At 45.3% G+C, this 18,842-nt stretch carries 14 protein-coding genes and 1 other annotated feature; of the genes, 11 read left to right on the plus strand and 3 right to left on the minus strand.

The features are described 5' to 3' along the window. Positions 1-120: 120 nt before the first annotated feature. The gene (gene licT, locus Q9R46_RS08565; protein WP_090924027.1) at positions 121-951 is read left to right on the plus strand and encodes a BglG family transcription antiterminator LicT; all 831 of its coding nucleotides are present in this window, start codon (positions 121-123) and stop codon (positions 949-951) included. 216 nt (positions 952-1,167) lie between these two features. Beyond that, positions 1,168-3,099, plus strand: coding sequence for a beta-glucoside-specific PTS transporter subunit IIABC (locus Q9R46_RS08570; protein WP_311279679.1), 1,932 nt, complete (start codon positions 1,168-1,170; stop codon positions 3,097-3,099). Between the two features lie 225 nt (positions 3,100-3,324). On the opposite strand, the gene Q9R46_RS08575 is transcribed toward Q9R46_RS08570, so the two are convergent. After that, on the minus strand, positions 3,325-3,915 hold the full coding sequence (locus tag Q9R46_RS08575; RefSeq protein WP_311279680.1) for a biotin transporter BioY: 591 nt from the start codon (positions 3,913-3,915) through the stop codon (positions 3,325-3,327). Between the two features lie 113 nt (positions 3,916-4,028). Here Q9R46_RS08575 and Q9R46_RS08580 point away from each other — a divergent pair, with 113 nt between their 5' ends. The 4 genes from Q9R46_RS08580 to asd all read left to right on the plus strand — a co-directional run bounded on the left by Q9R46_RS08580 (position 4,029) and on the right by asd (position 8,867). Beyond that, positions 4,029-4,886, plus strand: coding sequence for an ATP-binding cassette domain-containing protein (locus Q9R46_RS08580; RefSeq protein WP_311279681.1), 858 nt, complete (start codon positions 4,029-4,031; stop codon positions 4,884-4,886). After that, positions 4,883-6,694, plus strand: coding sequence for an ATP-binding cassette domain-containing protein (locus Q9R46_RS08585; protein WP_311279682.1), 1,812 nt, complete (start codon positions 4,883-4,885; stop codon positions 6,692-6,694). The genes Q9R46_RS08580 and Q9R46_RS08585 overlap by 4 nt, the downstream gene beginning before the upstream one ends. A gap of 142 nt (positions 6,695-6,836) precedes the next feature. Beyond that, entirely contained in the window at positions 6,837-7,136 is a 300-nt protein-coding gene (locus tag Q9R46_RS08590; protein ID WP_311279683.1) for a hypothetical protein, read from the plus strand. Positions 7,137-7,294: 158 nt separating this feature from the next. Beyond that, positions 7,295-7,617: a binding site (T-box leader), on the plus strand. A gap of 164 nt (positions 7,618-7,781) precedes the next feature. Then, on the plus strand, positions 7,782-8,867 hold the full coding sequence (gene asd / locus Q9R46_RS08595) for an aspartate-semialdehyde dehydrogenase (protein WP_311279684.1): 1,086 nt from the start codon (positions 7,782-7,784) through the stop codon (positions 8,865-8,867). 100 nt (positions 8,868-8,967) lie between these two features. Here asd and Q9R46_RS08600 read toward each other — a convergent pair whose 3' ends face one another. Further along, complete coding sequence (locus Q9R46_RS08600; protein ID WP_311279685.1) at positions 8,968-9,936, minus strand: bile acid:sodium symporter family protein; 969 nt, start codon at positions 9,934-9,936, stop codon at positions 8,968-8,970. A gap of 172 nt (positions 9,937-10,108) precedes the next feature. Between Q9R46_RS08600 and Q9R46_RS08605 the strand changes: the two genes are divergently transcribed. From Q9R46_RS08605 to Q9R46_RS08620, 4 genes are all read left to right on the plus strand, one after another. Next, a complete protein-coding gene (locus tag Q9R46_RS08605) occupies positions 10,109-10,549 on the plus strand; it encodes a DUF6376 family protein (RefSeq protein WP_090924035.1) in 441 nt (146 codons plus the stop codon). A 366-nt stretch (positions 10,550-10,915) separates the two neighbouring features. After that, positions 10,916-11,671, plus strand: coding sequence for an SDR family NAD(P)-dependent oxidoreductase (locus Q9R46_RS08610; protein ID WP_311279686.1), 756 nt, complete (start codon positions 10,916-10,918; stop codon positions 11,669-11,671). 488 nt (positions 11,672-12,159) lie between these two features. Further along, a complete protein-coding gene (locus Q9R46_RS08615) occupies positions 12,160-12,957 on the plus strand; it encodes a sulfite exporter TauE/SafE family protein (RefSeq protein WP_311279687.1) in 798 nt (265 codons plus the stop codon). A 135-nt stretch (positions 12,958-13,092) separates the two neighbouring features. Further along, entirely contained in the window at positions 13,093-15,474 is a 2,382-nt protein-coding gene (locus Q9R46_RS08620) for a polyprenyl synthetase family protein (protein ID WP_311280980.1), read from the plus strand. Between the two features lie 144 nt (positions 15,475-15,618). Here the strand turns inward: Q9R46_RS08620 and Q9R46_RS08625 are convergent, their stop codons facing one another. Then, positions 15,619-17,388 carry an ABC transporter substrate-binding protein gene (locus tag Q9R46_RS08625; RefSeq protein WP_311279688.1) on the minus strand — a complete coding sequence of 590 codons (1,770 nt, stop codon included), beginning with the start codon at positions 17,386-17,388 and terminating at the stop codon, positions 15,619-15,621. 159 nt (positions 17,389-17,547) lie between these two features. Between Q9R46_RS08625 and Q9R46_RS08630 the strand changes: the two genes are divergently transcribed. After that, entirely contained in the window at positions 17,548-18,786 is a 1,239-nt protein-coding gene (locus Q9R46_RS08630; protein WP_311279689.1) for an MDR family MFS transporter, read from the plus strand. Positions 18,787-18,842: the final 56 nt, after the last annotated feature.

The following is an 18,842-nucleotide window of genomic DNA, read 5'->3' on the forward strand; positions in this document are numbered from 1 at the left end:
CACCAAAAAAAGCAGACCGCCACGTCTTGTTTATTTTGTGATGCTCCAGGTTTTTTTTTGCATGCCCATAATTGGATATATCTTGGCGACTAGAGAGTGGAACGTGACGGGGGGATTGAAGTGAAAATAGCAAAGGTTATCAACAATAACGTCATTAGCATCTATCAGGCCGACGGGGCAGAGCTTGTGGTGATGGGACGTGGGATTGCCTTTAAGAAGAAGCCGGGAGATAAAGTAGACGAGACCCGCATTCAAAAAGTATTTGCCTTGAAAAACAAACAGACATCCGATAATTTCAAAACGCTTCTGCGGGAAGTTCCGATGGAACTTGTTGAGATTGTGGAGGAAATGATCGCCCATGCTCGTGACAATTTGGGACGTAAATTGAACGAGAACATCTATGTTTCGCTTACAGATCATATTCATTTTGCCATTGAGCGTTATCATGAGGGGATCGAGATTAAAAATGCCTTGATGTGGGAGATCAAGCAATTGTACAAAGCGGAATTCGGGTTGGGACTTCGCATGCTGGAGCAGATCAACAGCAGGATGAATATCGAACTCCCGCCAGATGAAGCGGCTTTTATTGCGCTACATATCGTGAACGCGGAAATGAACGAAGAAGTGATTACGACGATGAATATTACGAAGTTTATCCAGCAGATTATTAATATCGCCAAGTATCATTTCAAAATGGAGTTTGATGAGGAGTCTCTCAGTTACTTCCGTTTTATCACTCATCTAAAGTTTTTCTCCCAGCGAGTGCTTAGCGGAACGCATTATGACAACAATTATGATCATTTTTACGACATGATTAAGGAGAAGCATCCCGAAGCGGCAGCATGTGTAGAAAAAATCGCCTTGTTTGTTAAAAAAGAGTATGATCACGAACTCACCAATGAGGAAAAGTTATATCTTACAGTGCACATCGAACGTGTCGTGAATCGTTAATCTGTTAAATTTAATTATTGACATAAATGGTTATATTATAATATTATGTTTGTAACAGGAATTTAATACGATTTAACTGGGATTGTTACTGGTTATGCAGGCAAAACCTAAGTCATGTGTATTTCGGCATTTTATGTCCATTTACGCAAGGCTTAGGTTTTTTGTGTGCAAAAAATCGGTAGAGAGCCTGTTTGACAAAACGTAGGGGGGCAAATCATGAGTCAAGAGAAACTGGCCAGAGAGATTGTGGAACGGGTTGGCGGTGAGAAAAACGTAGAATCACTGGTTCACTGCGCAACACGTTTACGATTTGTATTGAAGGATGATTCCAAGGCTGACAAAGCAGGTCTGGAGAAAACAGAAGGCGTTATTGCCGTTAAGGAAAACGGAGGCCAATTCCAGGTCGTTGTGGGTAACAAGGTTCCCGAAGTGTATCAGGCAATCGGGCAGATCAGCAACATTCTGGATGATTCATCCACTAAAGAAAAAAGCGGCAAAAAGGTCAAGGGATTAGGCGGTATCATTGACGTCATCTCCAGTATTTTCGCACCGCTCCTTGGTGTAATGGCCGGAGCCGGTATTTTAAAAGGGTTGTTGCTGATTGCCAACAATGTCGGTTGGCTGGAAAAGACAGATACAACCTATATCATTCTGTATGCAGCAGCAGATAGCTTGTTCTACTTCTTGCCGTTGCTGTTAGCGGTTACAACTGCACGTAAGTTCCAAGGAAATGCATTTGTTGCATTGACCATAGCAGGAGCACTGATCTATCCAACGATTATTCAGTTGAAAACGGACGGAACGCCAACAGACTTTTTCGGAATTCCTGTAGTCCTGATGAGTTACGCTTCGACCGTAATTCCAATCATTCTAGCCGTTATTGTGATGAGCAAGCTGGAGAAGTTCTTTAATAAGCTGCTTCACGACAGTATTAAAAATTTTGTTACACCGCTATTTTTGCTTGTTATTATGGTTCCGCTCACGCTGCTGGCCTTTGGACCATTCGGAGTATATGTAGGTAATGGAATTGCGTCCGCAATGGTGGCTGCATTTGGATTCAGCCCGCTACTTGCCGGAGCTGTGATGGGTGCAAGCTGGCAGTTGCTCGTTATCTTCGGTGTACACTGGGGTCTGGTGCCTGTATTTATTAATAACATTGCCGTACACGGACAGGACGGTGTGAAACCGGCAGCGACCGCTTCTGTCTTTGCTCAAACGGGTGCAGCATTCGGCGTAATGCTCAAAACGAAAAACAAAAAATTAAAGACACTTGCTGGTTCTTCAACACTTACAGCACTGTTCGGGATTACCGAACCGGCCATTTATGGTGTAACGCTACCGCTGAAACGTCCGTTTATTGCAGGGGTTATCGGTGGTGCTGTCGGTGGAGCGATTATCGGTCAGGCAGGTACGCAAGCATTTGCATCCGGCGCGCCTGGATTGCTGACTTTGCCGATCTTCTACGGGCCGGGTGGTCAAGGATTCCCGGGATTGATTATGGGTATCGCCGCATCATTCATTGTTTCCGCAGTATTAACCTATATCATGGGCTTCAAAGACCCTGTCGATGATGAAGAAACAAAGACAGCATCAACAACACCATCCGATGGAGCTGATGCTACACATGGCAAAGATGCTTCTTCGAAAAACGCAGCTCAGGTTACAGCTACTTCCGATCAAGAGGTATTAAGTCCGATTGAAGGTGAAATTGTAGATTTGGCCGAGGTTCCAGATCCGGCGTTTTCTTCCGGTGCTATGGGTAAAGGGATCGCGATTGAGCCGTCAACCGGCCGGGTTGTTGCTCCTTTTGATGGAACGGTAACGGTTGCTTTTAAAAAGAAACATGCGCTTGCTGTGGTTTCGGATTCAGGCGCGGAGATTCTGGTACATGTGGGTGTGGATACGGTTAAACTTGATGGACAGCATTTTATCTCTTACATCGAGGAAGGCGATAGAGTGAAGGCGGGTGATCTGCTGCTGGAATTCGATATTGAGCAGATTAAAGCGGCTGGTTATCATACCGTAACTCCAATCATTGTAACCAATTCGGCAGATTACAATGATGTTGTTCCGCAAGCTACCGGCCAAGTAAGCAACAAGGATATGCTCTTGAAAATTGTCGGAACAGAAACGAGTAAGGCTAAGTAATTAGGTAGCAATATGTAGCGTTTTGATAGAGTTAGACAACGATTGTTAGGCAAATAGAGTTTCTGAAGATTAACAATACACATTTTGATGATTTACACTAGATGAATCACTCATGGATAATTGCAATTATGCATCTTATGAATAAACAAACAACCGCTAAGAACGATATGGCGGTTGTTTGTCGTGTGTGATCATGACAAGGCATCTTTTCTGCAAAGATGATTGCTATTTACTTGCTTTTACTACATTAGAGTGCATATGACCTGTCAGCCGCGAAGGCGGAAATACGATGCGAACTGGAGCAATGATGATTGTGGCAAAGATGGCTTTGACCAAATCACCGATAATATAAGGATAGAAGCCTTGAATCATCGCATCCGATAACGACATGCTGAATCGGTAAGCCAGCCAAGGAACACCCGTAACATAGTTTAACAGGGAACCAAACAACTCAATAATGATAAAAGCAAACAAAAACCCTTTGAAGCCCCGAATTTGCACTTTGGAGAGCAACAGACCCATGAGCAATGCGGCAAACGGCCACATCACTACGTATCCCCCGGTTGGCCCCAGTAGCACACCAAGGCCGCCTGTACCGTGTAATAGAGGAAAACCGAGTCCTGTAAGTACAACGACAAGGGCTATACTGAGAAAGCCGTAGAGTGGCCCAAGCAGTCCACCGGCCAACATCACTGCTAAAGTTTGTAACGTGATGGGTACAGGTGAAAAGCCAAGAGGAATGCTTATGTATCCGAAAATAACGAGAATGGCAGCCATAAGTGCACTAAATACAATGCCTCGCAAAGATAATTTCATGTTTGTACAATCCTTTCGATTTTGATAGAATTATTGTTAACCTCTTGTTTGTATTTGGTTGACGATTAGCATATTATCATATAATTTCAGAATGTGAAAGGACTAATTTCGAAATGCAAGACAAGTTATCTATCATTTCATTGCTAGATGCCCGTGTCCACTATGCTGCCGAAGACGGTGAAGTTAAAAAGGCACTGGACGGTGTCTCACTCACGCTCAAAGCGGGAGAGTGGTTAAGTGTCGTGGGATCTAATGGCGGTGGGAAAAGCACATTAGCCGGATTGCTGCTTGGTTTCATTCCCTTATCCGCTGGAGAGCGAAATGTTCCTGCAAACCTGACCATTCGCGGAGTATTACAGCAGCCTGATACACAGGTGCTGGGAGATACAATCGAAGAAGAATTTCATTTTGCCTTATCGCATTTACATATATCGAGCGAGGAGAAGGGAAAGCGCAGACAAGAAGCGCTACAGCTAGTTGGACTTCACCACCCGCTGGATACAATGATCGCGCGTTTGTCCGGCGGACAGAAACAGTTGCTTAACATTGCAACAGCCCTTGCGGCCAAGCCGGATGTACTGATAATGGATGAACCTACAGCGATGCTCGATCCAGATGCCAGAGAACGCATCGAGGGTATTGTCCATGCCGTCACGAGCCATGGTACGGCAGTGGTCTGGATCACTCATCACCTGGAGGAAGCGACCTTATGTGATCGGATTATGGCTATGAGTAAGGGAAAATGTGTCTATGACGGCGTACCAGAATCATTTTTCTATCCGGAGGTAACAGCAACGGAGGCAACATCAAATACGAAGCCGTATGAAAGGCTTCAATCTCCTTGTGAAGAGATAGGACTGGAACCGCCTTTCACAGTGAAGACATGCCTGATCTTGAAACGGCGGGGAAGACTGAAGAGTGTTAACCCCCTCCGGCCTGAGCAGCTTGCGAAGGAGGCTGCGCGTTGGTGATTGAACTTAATAATATTTACGTGCGAGTTCATGATGAAACGAAACGAACCTTACTTGATCATATTTCGTTAACACTGAACCGTAGTGAGATCACATTGCTTCTGGGCTGCACTGGCTCTGGCAAGACAACGCTACTGCAGACGATAGCCGGTCTTAAGCAGCCGGATTCCGGAGATATTACGCTTGCAGGAGAGCCGATGTGGCATGACGGCAAGGTACCTAAATCCGTATTGTTTCAGATGGGACTTGTGTTCCAGTTTCCAGAGCAACAATTGTTTGCCCGAAATATTAAGCGGGAGCTGTTATATTCCCTTCGACCTTACCGTTTGAGTGAAGCTGAGCAGGAACAGCGGATCGAAGCAACCTTGGCACACTGGGACCCGCATAGAGGAGATGACGCGGAGCGACGTTTTCACTTGGACAGGTCGCCATTTGCGCTTAGTGGTGGAGAGAAGCGCAGATTAGGGCTTGCACTTGGTTATGTGACTAAGCCAGACTGGCTTTTGTTAGATGAACCTAGCGCAGGGCTTGAAGCACAGAGTATCAAGTTGCTGCTTGATTCACTGCATGAGCATCGTAAGGAAGGCGGAGGAGCAGTCATTGCGACGCATGACCTGGATACATTCCTGCCGCATGCAGATCGTGTACTTTTATTAAGGGAAGGGCGTTTGGAAGCAGACCTGACGCCGCTGGAACTGCATCAGCATCCTGAGATATTAGTGCAAGCTGGAATCGGTCTGCCTCCATCCATGCGACTTGCGGCGCAGCTGAGGGAAGCAGGGATGCCAATCGGTTCTCAAGCGATGACTCCGGAAGAAATGGCGGAATCCATTTTAAGATCCGGGATGGAGACTACGGATAATTCTCTCAACGCGGAGAGTGAACATGATACATTTGAGATGACACAAGAGACACAAGGGACATATACGAGGAAATCTGGAACGGTTATTTCCAAAGCAGATCGACTTAGAGCTGCTGTTTCTCCCGTAACAGATTCATTGTTGAGCGGTAACGAAAGAACGGTCCCTTCTTCGAGTTCATTCAGTTCTTCCAGCCGTCTGAAAAGCATAATGGACCCGCGTCTGAAATGGATATTGTATATGTTGCTTGTTACAGCGGCGATGCTTCAGCATCATTGGGGAGGACTAACGTTAACTCTGATTCCTGTGGCTGGTGCTTTGGCTATCTTGCCTCGACAAATGCTGATGGGATGTATCAAGTTGATGAAACCGCTTGTCCTGTTTTTTGTTCTTTCTACAGCATTATCGGGCAGTACCCTGACCACAGGAGAAAGCGGGATTCAACTGGGCTTTTCCTTGACACAGGCCGAGGAAACATTACTTAATCTCTACCGCTTGTTGATCGTAACACTTGCAAGTCTGTGGTTCTCACTTACGACGCCATATGGACGCATGGTTGAGGGACTGAACTGGGTGCTGTCTTACGGGCGAAAAATCAAGCTGCCTGTAGCTTCGTTTGCTCTGGCTGTATCCTTAATTTTTAGATTTATTCCGATGATTTGGAGTGAGTGGCAACGGTTTTCACTAATCGTACGGGCACGCGGAAAAGCGGCTTTGAAGCCAAATACGGTTCGTGTACGAGATTCGGGGCCTATGATTATACCGCTGATCATGGCGTTGTTCCAGCGTGCTGAAGATATGACGATTGCGATGGAGATGCGTAAGGTGAGAGAAAACGGCGCGCTTGGCGCTCGTTCCTCACTTCTGTCCTGGAGCAGGCGGGATACCTGGATCAGTATCCTTGGACTGCTCGTGTTTGTTGTGCTGGTATCGTTGCGCCATTGGTAAGTGGCGTAGATGAAGGTGCTGATTCGCTTGTCGTATCAGCACCAGAAACGCAGTGTTTTCCATTGGAAATGCATAAAAACTTCACGTTTCGCCCACCTTAAAGGTGCGTTGATCATCTCAAGACGATCAGGAGGCACGAGTGATGGATGAGAAGTTTTTGCAGGAAGATAGAAGTGAATATACAGACGTGTCCACCGTAGAATCACAGCGGAATGACATTACGCTAGAGGAGTTTCCAGAGGGGCCTTACGGTTCATCCTTGCTGTCTGAGTCGCTTGGGAAAAGCTCTCCGTGGCGAGCAGATCAGAGAACCGCACACCGTTTTGACTATGAGAACCATGAGTTGCACGAGGGTGAAGTGCGGGATTATCCGGGTCAAGATGTCTTTGATGAAACGGTGCCAGATGATGTGCACGAACCTCAATACCCGGGTAAAATGTAATAACGTTTTTTGTCCAATTGAAATCCATATACCTAGCCTTCGGCATGAACAAGTTCGTGCGAGGGCTGTTTTTCATTTGTCTTATTACATCCAATTCAAGCAATTATAAAAAAATGTGTTTACTTCCGTACTGGAATTTTGATATTATAATCGCAATATCAAATGCAACGACGAGACGAGTAGATAAAAATCATTCTTTCATCAGAGAGCTCCGGTAGCTGAAAAGGGGCAAAGAACCTTTTATCGAATAAAGACTCTGAGCAGCACATCGGAATCGGACCGGTATACTCCGGGAGGATGGTGTGACAGGTGCTCCTGTTATAGAGCTAGAGTATGTATGGATGAAGACAGCATCTAATTAGTTGATAATTACCTCAACTTATATAGGGGCGGGGTCATTCTTCACATACTTGAAGAGGCGAATATGGCGACATATTTGCGAATCTGGGTGGTACCACGAGTGTTCAATCTCGTCCCTGAGACTTTTGTCTTGGGGATGGGATTTTTTGGTTTTTTCGGAGCTGGCATTACACGCTTTGGATGGACCTGAATAGTGTGAATGATAGGGTAATCAAGTTTCAAATATCCCATGTACGATGACAGTAACAGATGTTCTAACTTAAATCGAAAGGAAATGATGATTCCATGTCAGCAAAATTAAAAGTCGGTATTGTCGGAGGAACAGGAATGGTAGGTCAACGTTTCGTAGACCTGCTGGATCAACATCCGTGGTTTGAAGTAACAGCGATTTCAGCGAGTGCCAACTCGGCAGGCAAAACATATGAAGAGTCTGTAAAGGGAAGATGGAAACTGGCGGTTCCAATCCCTGAGCCGGTGAAAAACATTGTGGTGCAAGATGCATCTCAGGTTGAAGTTTTTGCAAGCCAGGTTGACTTTATTTTCTGTGCGGTCGATATGAAAAAGAATGAAATTCAAGCGCTTGAAGAAGCTTATGCCAAAACAGGTACACCTGTCGTGTCCAACAACTCCGCTCACCGCTGGACAGCAGACGTGCCGATGGTTATTCCTGAAATTAACCCGGGCCACTTGGCGGTTATTGAAGCTCAGAAAAAACGTCTGGGTACAACGACAGGTTTTATCGCTGTAAAACCAAACTGCTCCATTCAAAGCTATGTGCCGGCGCTACATGCACTGCGTGAGTTTAACCCGACACAGGTTGTGGCTTCCACGTATCAAGCGATTTCCGGAGCAGGCAAAAACTTTACGGACTGGCCTGAAATGCTGGATAACGTGATTCCTTACATTGGTGGAGAGGAAGAAAAAAGTGAGCAGGAGCCGCTTCGCATCTGGGGAAGTGTAGAGAACAATCAGATCGTTAAAGCATCCGCACCATTGATTACAACACAATGTATTCGTGTACCGGTAACAGACGGTCACTTGGCTACGGTCTTTGTAAACTTTGAGAAAAAACCGAGCAAAGATGAAATTCTGGAGCGTTGGTTGCAGTTTAAAGGTCGCCCACAGGAGCTGGCACTGCCAAGTGCACCGAAACAATTTATTACGTACTTTGAGGAAGAGAACAGACCGCAGACTAAGCTGGATCGCGATATCGAGCGTGGAATGGGCGTATCTACAGGCCGTTTGCGTGAAGACTCACTCTATGACTATAAATTTGTTGGATTGTCCCACAACACACTGCGCGGAGCAGCAGGCGGTGCGGTTCTGATTGCGGAATTGCTTAAAGCAGAAGGATATATTCAACCGAAATAAGTGATTTTCTTATATAATTTGAAAAGGCTCTTGAATCCGTCATCACTAAGTGACAGTTCAGGAGCCTTTTTTATTCGATTTTCTGCGAGTGAAATCGATATCAAGCGGCAGACGTTTTATCCGAGTTGCTCAATAGCTGTGAACGCCTGCCGAGCAAGTACCCTGAAAGAGACGCGAGCATTTGTTGAAATACCATGCCAAGTACAACTGGAACCGCAACAGGCGGTGGAAAATAAGTAACGGCAAGAACGGCCCCAGCGCTAATATTACGCATTCCCCCATTAAAGACAAGTGCGACCTGATCGGCCTCATTCCAGCCTAGCCACCTCGCGATGAAATAACTGAGTGCATAGCCGAAGGAGGCCAGAAAAACAATAATCACCGCCAGCCCGGCCAAGCGCCAGTTGAAGTCAGCCAGATAGGGTGCGACAACCGAGCCGTTAATGGCAACGACCGAAGCCATAAACAGTTTGGATAACGGATTAAGCCGAGGTCCCCATACAGGAACGATGCCGCCCTTGGTCCACTCATTCAGGAGCATACCCAGAAGGGATGGAAACACAATCATCCAGAACAGACTGCTCATCATGGCCCCAATATCCAGGGAAACACTTGTACCTACAAGTAGAGATAACACGCCAGGAACAACGAACGGAGCTAGCAAGGTATCAATGAGAATAATCGAAAGCGTAAGCGCAATATTCCCCCTGTAGATGCTTACCCATATGAAGCTGCTAATTCCAGTGGGGATGACTGCAGCGAGAACAAGTCCTGTAATTGTATAGGCATCCGCTGGAAACACGAGATGACCCATGCCCAGCGCAATAAGAGGCATGGCCAAATGCAAGATCAGAAGACAAACAAACAAGGGAAAAGGCTTTTTTAAGACATTTACAAAGTCTCGTACGCTCAGACTAATACTGCCCGCGAACGTCATGAAGGCAAATAGCCAAGGTGACAAATACGTGTAAGAAGATAAAAAACTGCCGCATAAAACACCAATGATAATACTAGCGGGGGTAATCAGTGGCATGATGCGGTTCAAGCGATGATTCAAGGCCTGAAGCATAATGTCGACATCCCTTTATTGTGTGATTCTCCTATTATACATCGGAATGTCCGGGTATGCAGGCTGATTTGCAATGTAGCTTTGTGAACAAGTATCATGAAATAAGGTACCATCATTCTGAGATATAGAAAGGGAGATGATCATGCGAAGGCGAAAAAGAAGACACAGGGCGATGATCACAGCCATTGTGGCCTCCAGTATGTTAATGCTGTCCGCTTGTTCGATTGTAGAGCAAGCCAATCAAAGTTTGAGTTATGTAAGCGGTGCTACGGATTATATTAATCAGGTATCGAGTGCTGGAACCGAGTTACAGCAACTTGCAACGGATGCCATCAATAACCCGGATGTAACGGGTCAGATTCAAGAGAAAATTGATCTGATTCAAGCGGAAGCCGCAGAATTTTCGGAGATGAGTGCGCCTGCTATTGGAGAAAACATTCATGAGAATCTGGTTAGTTATAATAATCAGCTGACAGAGGTTATGAACCAATTCGAAACTTCCATCGCGGAGCAAGGGATTACCGCAGAGAATTGGGAAAAAACAGGTATTCCGGAATTGATCAACAACATCAACAGCTTGAAGGAACCACTGAGTGGATTACAAACGGAATAATAGGTTTAATTTAAATATAAGAATAATCTTTCCTTCTCCTTAAGGAGCATTTGAACAGGAAAGTTACAGAAGACGGGTGATCTTGGAAGGGTTACTCGTCTTTTTTGCATATTTATTTTGAAGAAAGAAAAACTATATGGATCACGACAAAGATCCAAATGCTGGCCGTGTATCAATCAGGAATACTATGATGGTGATTAATTGTTTGTTGGATAACATGCGGTTTATCGTAATCCCATCGTATGATCGACCCATTTGACAAATGAATGATAGACTAGTATGGTTATTATATAAACATTTATTCAGTAACTAACATTAATTCAGTCACTTGAAACCAATTTTTATTTAGCAAAGGAGATCTATGTTATGTCCGAACATACGGGAAAAGTCATTGTTATCACAGGTGGAGCAAGCGGAATTGGTAAAGAAACAGCACTGCAACTATCTGCACAGGGAGCAACAATCGTTGTGGCGGATTTTAACGAAGAAGGAGCCAAACAGGTTGCGACCGAGATTGAAGCAACCGGTGGCACAGCCGGAGCTTATAAAGTAGATGTATCCAAAGGTGATGAGATTGAAGCTTTGATTGACTGGACTGTCGAAAAGTATGGAACATTCAACGGAATTTTCAACAACGCTGGGATCGGTCTTGTAAAGCCGTTTCTGGAGATGGACCCGGAATCCTATCACAAAGTTATTGATGTAGACCAACACAGCGTATACTACGGTATGTATTATGGCGCGAAGAAAATGGTTGAATTAAACGTACAGGGCACAATTGTTAATACAGCATCGATCTATGGAAGCGTGGCAGCTGTAGGTAGCTTCAACTACAATGCGGCGAAAGCGGCGGTTGTGATGATGTCCAAATCCGGTGCACTTGAACTGGCCGAGCATGGAATCCGCGTTCTCGGTGTGGCGCCTGGATTCATTGAAACTCCGATTTTGGGAGATGATCAAGCCATGAAGGATGCGCTGGCAACCCAGCACATGCGTGGAGAGCTAATCCAGCCAGAGAAAGTAGCAAGTGTAGTTACCTTCCTGTTTAGTGATGCAGCTAGCGCCATGAATGGCACAACGGTAGCAGTGGATGATGGTTTCCTGAGTTTCAAAACGAAATAACAAGTTATCTGCTTCTAAACCATATTGCGTTTAAAATGAACCAAAGGCACAGGATGTAATCATCCTGTGCCTTTTCATGTTCACTCTTGTAATAAATTCATCATACAATAGTGTCGAATCATCCCGAAATTTAGGAGTTCATGATACAATATAAGAGCTGCTCGTTTTATCCATTTGTGGTGTCGTACACAATACGGACTCCGAGTGAGCCATAACTTTCTTCTTTATAGTGACAATGAGTGCAGGTTTTGACTGAGCATAATTCATCATGATGTGTTTGTAATTTTTCGTTACAGCGAGGACATGTATTCACAAAAAGTGTCTTCAACACATTCAACATGCTTAATCACTCATTTCTGATTAAATTACTTGGTTTTAAAGTATTATACCCGAATCCAAGTGTCCTGTATATGTTTTTTGGAATGAAATTTTATCTTTTTTTGATTTTGTATCTTCGTATTATGTTCATGAAAGGAAGCGTATAACCGATGGATCTTTTGCTGTTCTTCATCATGTTTATACTGGGTCTAATCGGTTCATTTTTCTCCGGATTGCTTGGCATTGGCGGGGCAATCATTAACTTTCCTCTCTTGCTGTATGTGCCGGAAATGGCGGGGCTCGAACCGTTCACGGCTCATCAGGTATCTGCCATCAGCATGTTTCAAGTATTCTTTGCTTCGCTTGCGGGCGTAGTTGCATTTCGCAGAAAAGCAAAAGCAGGCAAGACTAGCGGCGCTGTGATCGATTCCAAACTTGTACTGTATATGGGAAGCAGTATTCTGGTGGGTAGTTTAATTGGCGGTTTTATCTCAGGTGTGCTGGATGAACGTATGATTCATCTGGTTTACGGGATTCTGGCGATCATAGCGATCGTTTTAATGCTCATTCCGAGCAAAGGGAGGCTGGATCTGGACCAACCGTTGACGTTTAATAAAATGATTGCTTCAAGTACTTCGCTTGCCGTTGGAATCGTTTCAGGAATTGTAGGGGCTGGCGGTGCATTCGTACTCATCCCTGTTATGCTGACTATTCTGAAGATTCCGGTTCGGACAACGATTGCCTCATCCCTCGCGATTGTCTTCATTTCTGCCATAGGTGGAGTTATTGGAAAGTTATCTGCGGGAGACATTCCGGTGGAGCCGATTATTTACACGGTGCTGGGAAGTTTGATTGGCGCTTCAATTGGCTCAAGAGTAAGTTCAATGGTTAATGTGCGGCTACTTCGATATGCGTTGCTTCTTCTGATTGCGATTACCGCAGTTAAAGTATGGTCTTCGATATTCTAATTTAACGCTCTTATCTCTCAGACATTTGCGATTTCGTAACCAAACTGCTGAAGTGCCGTATATAGGATATGAACATGAGCGGACCATGTTTAACTTTAACCGAAGTTGAGGGATCAACCGATGAACAACCTACTTATGAATCAGACGAAAGCCGAGGCTAATGCGGATGAAGCATACCGTCTCGCAGAGCAGAAAGCATCTCAGTATTTTGCAAAGCTCTCTCAGCAGCTAATTAATAACACACATATAGATTCACTTATTCAAGATTTCAGGATTTGGCAAAAAAAACATATCCATCGTTGGAGCCGGTTATCCTGGTTCGCTGGCAAAAGAAAACCGGATTCCAAAGATATTCAGAAATATATGCATTGGCTCAGTGCGACAGGCAAGATCGATGATTATCTGGATCGCAGCATCTCATATATCTATATGCGCGATCTGGGGCAGTCGCTTGACACCCCGAACACAAAAGACAAAATTCAGCGTATCGCCAAGGATACCAAAGCATATTTTATGCGTGTCGCAAGTGAACAACAACGTCAGGCTGATTACATAAGCCCGGCAGCTTTATATCGGTGGGGACAGCGGGAGCAGATTGAAGAGGCTGTGATCTGGGTGATGGACAAATTAAAACATGTTGCAGCAAACATTCCCCCAGAACTTGATGCGGCGCAGGCACAACGTAAACTGATCAAGATTATTCTGGGCGTCGTGCTTCATGTCGACGATGAGCTTACAGAGGACACGCCGCGGGAGGAACGGATTGCTAAGCTCGATGCAGCCATCAGGCTGGGTTATTCCTACGGTTTAACGTACCCTTTTGTGGATGATCTTCTCGATTCTCAGGCGCTGACCACGCAGGAGAAGGAACAATATTCAGCGATGATACAACAAGCTTTGCTTACTGGGATTGTACCTGATCTTGGAGAATGGAAAGGGCCGCAGCTTGAAGTGATTCGGTATGTACACTCCGAGCTTCGAGAGGCCTTTGAATATATTCGGAACTATCAACGTGAAGAGATGCGGAACACTTTTCTTGAACAGTCTTATGTGTTCTTCCAATCCCAGGAGATCGACCGTGGCAAGAAACTATCCAATGCCCATTATACGAATGAAGAGCTGTACATCCCGATTATTATTAAGTCGGCGTCGTCGCGATTGATTGTTCGTTCTGTTCTGAGCGCACCGGAAGATGAAGGGTTTGATCTGCGTACCTTTCATTACGGGATTTATAATCAGCTTGCGGATGATTTTGCGGATATGTTCGATGATATGCAGGACGAAGCAGTGACACCTTACACGTATTATTTGAAATATCGCGACCTGCGTCCGGATTTGATTAACCCGTATGAATTGTACTGGGCAGTCATCTCGTTTCTAATCCATGACGTCTACCATTCCAATGCCAAGGCGAGGGAAGTTATCCTGGATCGTGCCATTAACGGGCTGAAGCGTTGCAGAGAGCGGCTCGGTCAGGCGAAGTATGACGAGGTCATGACAATCTTTGCTTCAGGCCAACCCGAACTTAATCATGTAGTACAACAAATGGTGCGAAAAGCAGATGACGTGGACTTTCTGGACAAATTGCTACGGGATCAGGTTGTGCTGCAGCTCAGTAATGAAAAACTAGAGAAGGAGTCGTTCCAGCAGACAATCCAAACGGTACGTGAGCGGATTAATGTGGAACTGCAAATTAACAAAGCCGCTGAAGAACTCGAAATGAAGGGGAAGCTGATGGACGCGGCCAACTACAGTCTGCAAGGGGATGGAAAACGTCTGCGTCCGATCCTGACTTGGGTCATGGGTGTTCAGGAGTACGGGCTTAGCGAGTCGGCTATCATGCCGTTGTTACGCTCCATGGAGTATATGCATACGGCTTCACTCATCTTTGATGATCTGCCTACACAGGATAATGCCGAGACAAGGCGCGGACGCTCCACGCTTCATCAGTTGCATAATAGTGCTACAGCAGAACTTACAGGACTATTTCTGATTCAGCGAGCGATTCGTGAGCAGTCTTCACTGCATCGGTTTGATGCGCAGACCGTGTTGAAGCTGATTCAGTATTCGGCGATAAAAGCCGAGGATATGTGTATGGGTCAGGCGATGGATCTGGGTTCAAAAGGAAAGCTGCTCTCACTGGAAGAGCTGAACACGATCTGTTTTTACAAAACAGGCATTGCCTTTGAGGCGGCGCTGGTTATGCCAGCGATTTTGGCAGAAGTAAAGGATGAGGAGATCGACGCGCTAAAAGTGTTTGCGTATCATGCAGGCATTGCTTTTCAGATCAGGGACGACCTGCTGGATTATGGTGGAGATCAACAAATTCTAGGCAAACCTGCCGGTCAGGACGAGCGAAATAACAATTCAACCTTTGTATCTATTCTTGGGGAGACAGGTGCTCAAAAAGTGATGTGGGAGCATTATTGCCTTGCTACCGACGCATTACGTCAAATGCCTAAACCGATCCCCTTTCTAAAACATCTACTGAATTATCTCGTTGGCCGTGAACGGTAAGGCTAATATGGACGCAACAGATGTAGATGACTTGCATGATCCTCTTAATGGAAATTACAACGAATTACCGAACTTATAACTGCTATTCGATGTATATTAAAGGAAACCCTCACCCGTATTTTAACGGGGCTGAGGGTTATTTTATTACGCATTTTTGATCCATAGCTTCGAGATATCCAGGAATCCAAACTCTGAAGTTTGCATGCCGTAGAAACTCTGATGCAATTCCGCTTTTTTGTTCATATGACATCCGTACAACATCCAGCTATTTTCCCGCAGTAATTCTTCAGCCTGCTCCAGAAGATCGCTACGCTCGGAGTGAGGAAGCTGTGGAAAGGCGTCCAGCAGGGCATCCAATATCGATTGAAGCTCGGGAGTCATGTATTCATGCAGCGTATTGCTTTGGTTTTTGAAAAAGTGAATCATGCCATACTGCCAGTCGTCCTCCAGTATTTCTTCTCTGAGAATCAAAGGTGCATCTGAGGTCTTCACGACATCCAGATAATCGTCAAAAGGCTCCAGGTCAATCCGTAATCCAATTTGGCGTGCGCGTTGTTGCAGCCACTCCGCCACATCGGAATCTTTGTTCTTCTTATAAGATAACAAGAAGGATTCTCCTTGATAACCCGATTGTTCAAGCAATGATTGAGCGTCGGCGAGTAATGTGGCTTCCCAGCTCTGTGCAGCGCTTTTCCAGGGCAGAAAACTGCTGGCGGGTGTAATTCGATTTTCACCCAAATCGTTCACCAGGTTGACCGGATCATAGACGATGCGCATGGCCTGACGGAAAGGCAGTGTATGATGACAACCCGGGACATTGAAGTTGAAAAGCATATACTGACATCCCAGTGCAGGATAGTCGATATAGTGAGGTCGCTCATGACTGCTTCCAGGCAGACTAAGCCGGTCAGTACCAGACATATCATAATAACCGTCGCTTGAAGCCGGCTCAGGGAGAAACCAGATGTGGATCTGATCGAGATGAGGACGGAAACCAAAATAAGCATCAAATGCCTTCAATTTAATCACATCTTCATTCATCTCGGTGATCTGAAACGGGCCTGTGCCGACCAAAGTCTGGTTCGAGTCATAATCGGCGGGCAGTACCGTCATCCGAATACAACTGAACAGATGCAGAAAAAAACGGTTCGCCCGATGCAATAGAAACCTGATGCAATAATCGCCGTTCACTTCTGTTCGCTTAATATCACGGTACAGCCACAAAGACGAACAATTTGTATCAAACAAACGCATCAATGAAGCCTGAACATCATGAGATGTCATCACACGTCCGTCATGGAAACGAACCCCTTTTCGCAAATAAAATACCCATTCTTTATGGTCTTTGTTAGATTCCCATGTATGTGCAAGTGCGGGTAAGAAGGTATCGGTGTGGGCGTTATAAGTAATCAGTGTGTTGCATATTTGGCCAAGAAGATAGGTTTCAAAAGCCGTATAAACCGAAGCCGGGTCCAGATCACCCAGTTGACGTGATCTCAACATGCGAAGTGTATCCTGGCCAGAGGCGGTTTCTGTGTAACTGCGAAATCCCATCTGCTCATGAAGAGCAAGCATTAGTTTTTCCCGCATCAAGTCATCGATTTGCACACTTCCAATCAACTCGATGGCTTCTTTCAGTTTGCCTTTGGATAACAGTTCAGTAAAGTTGAATTCTAAAGCATCATTCAGACTTCGCAGTAGTGTAAGCTCGGAATGATGGCCTCGTCCACGTCCAGGTTTCCAATGGATAAAATGCTGATCTTCCAGCTTCCGTAGAATAAATTTGACATTTCGTGGAGTGCAACAGAGGATGGAGGATAAATTTTCAATCGTCACGGGTACAGGGTCATTGATCTTAATCGAGAGCATATCAGAGCCAGCAAGTCTTAAAAAGTGAGTGTATATCGTATCCATGTGTATAGATCCTCCATAAAGGTGAAAAGTGAGAATGAAACATTACACTTTTACTTCCCCCTTTTATCTTTACAATTATACCTATGAGGATGACAGAATTCATCCATTTTTCGCAGCAACAGGATAGATAGAGAACGCAGCAAGATAGGAGAATGAAAGATGAAGCATATTTTGAAGCAAATTCACCCGCTGGCCTGGACCATTATTTTAGGAACGATGTTCGGGCGCCTCGTGACGTCGATGAGTATTCCGTTTCTGTCCATCTATCTGACACGTGTGCTTGAAGCTACGCCGACCCAGACGGGAATCACGGTTGCGGTAAGCTCGCTGGCGGGGGTGCTCGTTAGCTTTTACGGGGGATATATCTCTGATCGAATCGGTCGCAAAATCGTTATGCTCGTATCGGTGTTCAGTTGGGCAGCAGTGTTTTTCATTTTTGCGGCAGCCGAGCATCTATGGGTGTTTTTTGTTGCCAATACGTTAAACGGTTTGTGCCGGGCTGTGTTTGAGCCAACCTCAAGAGCGTTGTTATCCGATATAACTTCACCTCAAAACAAACTGCTAGTGTTTAATCTGAGATATGCAGCGATTAATCTGGGGGTCGTGTTTGGTCCAATTATCGGATTTCAGCTGGGATCATCGGAATCGACGTTTCCTTTTGTTATCTCGGGGCTCGTTTATATCGCTTATGGTCTGATTCTAGGTCTTCAATTTCGACTTCATCATGCCAATCTCCCTGGACGTCTAGAAGTGGCTGCACCCCGTCTGCGCGAAGCCCTCATGACCACCGGACGGGATCGGGTATTCCTGCCTGTGCTGATCGGTACGACGTTTTGTGTGTTGGGTTACGGCCACTTCAGTTCCACGTTAGCGCAGTATTTGGCGAGAAGTCCGATCTTTGAAAATGGAAGTCAGATGTTCTCGTATATGCTTTCACTTAACGCGATTACTGTACTGGTTATCCAGTACCCGCTCGTTCGTACTTTCCGGAATGCGCCGCCGCTTGTCCCGCTAATTCTGGGAAATCTGCTCGTTTCCGCAAGTCTGCTGTTATTTGGTTTAGCCGAAGGAATCGTATTGATGATGGTCAGTGTCATCCTGTTTACGATAGGGGAAGTACTGCTCTTTACGATGATGGATATGCTAATCGACCGAATTGCAAAGCCCGAATGGAAAGGAACGTATTTTGGTACAATCGGTTTCAACAATATCGGAAATGTTGCGGCTCCGGTCATTGGTGGGTTGCTGTTAAGCCAGTTTGGTGCGGGGAATGGACTTGCTGTCTTTATTCCGATTGCTGTAACGACAGCACTTGGGGTTCCTTTTCTACTGATGGCACATAAACGTCTTGTTAGCAGAGAAAAGCAAGCAACTGAATCTATACAAGTTGGACTCTAACAGATGAATTAAATAACAATTTAGTTAATAATTATGTTGACGTATAAAGAATGAGC

Origin of the sequence: Paenibacillus sp. RRE4 (genome assembly GCF_031844205.1) — a bacterium.
In the GTDB taxonomy this organism is placed as follows: Bacteria; Bacillota; Bacilli; order Paenibacillales; family Paenibacillaceae; genus Paenibacillus; species Paenibacillus xylanexedens_B.

Excerpts from the sequence above, each read along its gene's own strand:
- Q9R46_RS08575 (WP_311279680.1), bottom strand. The coding sequence starts at position 3,915 with ATGAAATTATCTTTGCGAGGCATTGTATTTAGTGCACTTATGGCTGCC.
- Q9R46_RS08580 (WP_311279681.1), top strand. The coding sequence starts at position 4,029 with ATGCAAGACAAGTTATCTATCATTTCATTGCTAGATGCCCGTGTCCAC.
- Q9R46_RS08615 (WP_311279687.1), top strand. The coding sequence starts at position 12,160 with ATGGATCTTTTGCTGTTCTTCATCATGTTTATACTGGGTCTAATCGGT.
- Q9R46_RS08620 (WP_311280980.1), top strand. The coding sequence starts at position 13,093 with ATGAATCAGACGAAAGCCGAGGCTAATGCGGATGAAGCATACCGTCTC.
- Q9R46_RS08625 (WP_311279688.1), bottom strand. The coding sequence starts at position 17,388 with ATGGATACGATATACACTCACTTTTTAAGACTTGCTGGCTCTGATATG.
- asd (WP_311279684.1), top strand. The coding sequence starts at position 7,782 with ATGTCAGCAAAATTAAAAGTCGGTATTGTCGGAGGAACAGGAATGGTA.
- Q9R46_RS08610 (WP_311279686.1), top strand. The coding sequence starts at position 10,916 with ATGTCCGAACATACGGGAAAAGTCATTGTTATCACAGGTGGAGCAAGC.
- Q9R46_RS08605 (WP_090924035.1), top strand. The coding sequence starts at position 10,109 with ATGATCACAGCCATTGTGGCCTCCAGTATGTTAATGCTGTCCGCTTGT.
- Q9R46_RS08600 (WP_311279685.1), bottom strand. The coding sequence starts at position 9,936 with ATGCTTCAGGCCTTGAATCATCGCTTGAACCGCATCATGCCACTGATT.
- Q9R46_RS08570 (WP_311279679.1), top strand. The coding sequence starts at position 1,168 with ATGAGTCAAGAGAAACTGGCCAGAGAGATTGTGGAACGGGTTGGCGGT.
- Q9R46_RS08590 (WP_311279683.1), top strand. The coding sequence starts at position 6,837 with ATGGATGAGAAGTTTTTGCAGGAAGATAGAAGTGAATATACAGACGTG.
- Q9R46_RS08630 (WP_311279689.1), top strand. The coding sequence starts at position 17,548 with ATGAAGCATATTTTGAAGCAAATTCACCCGCTGGCCTGGACCATTATT.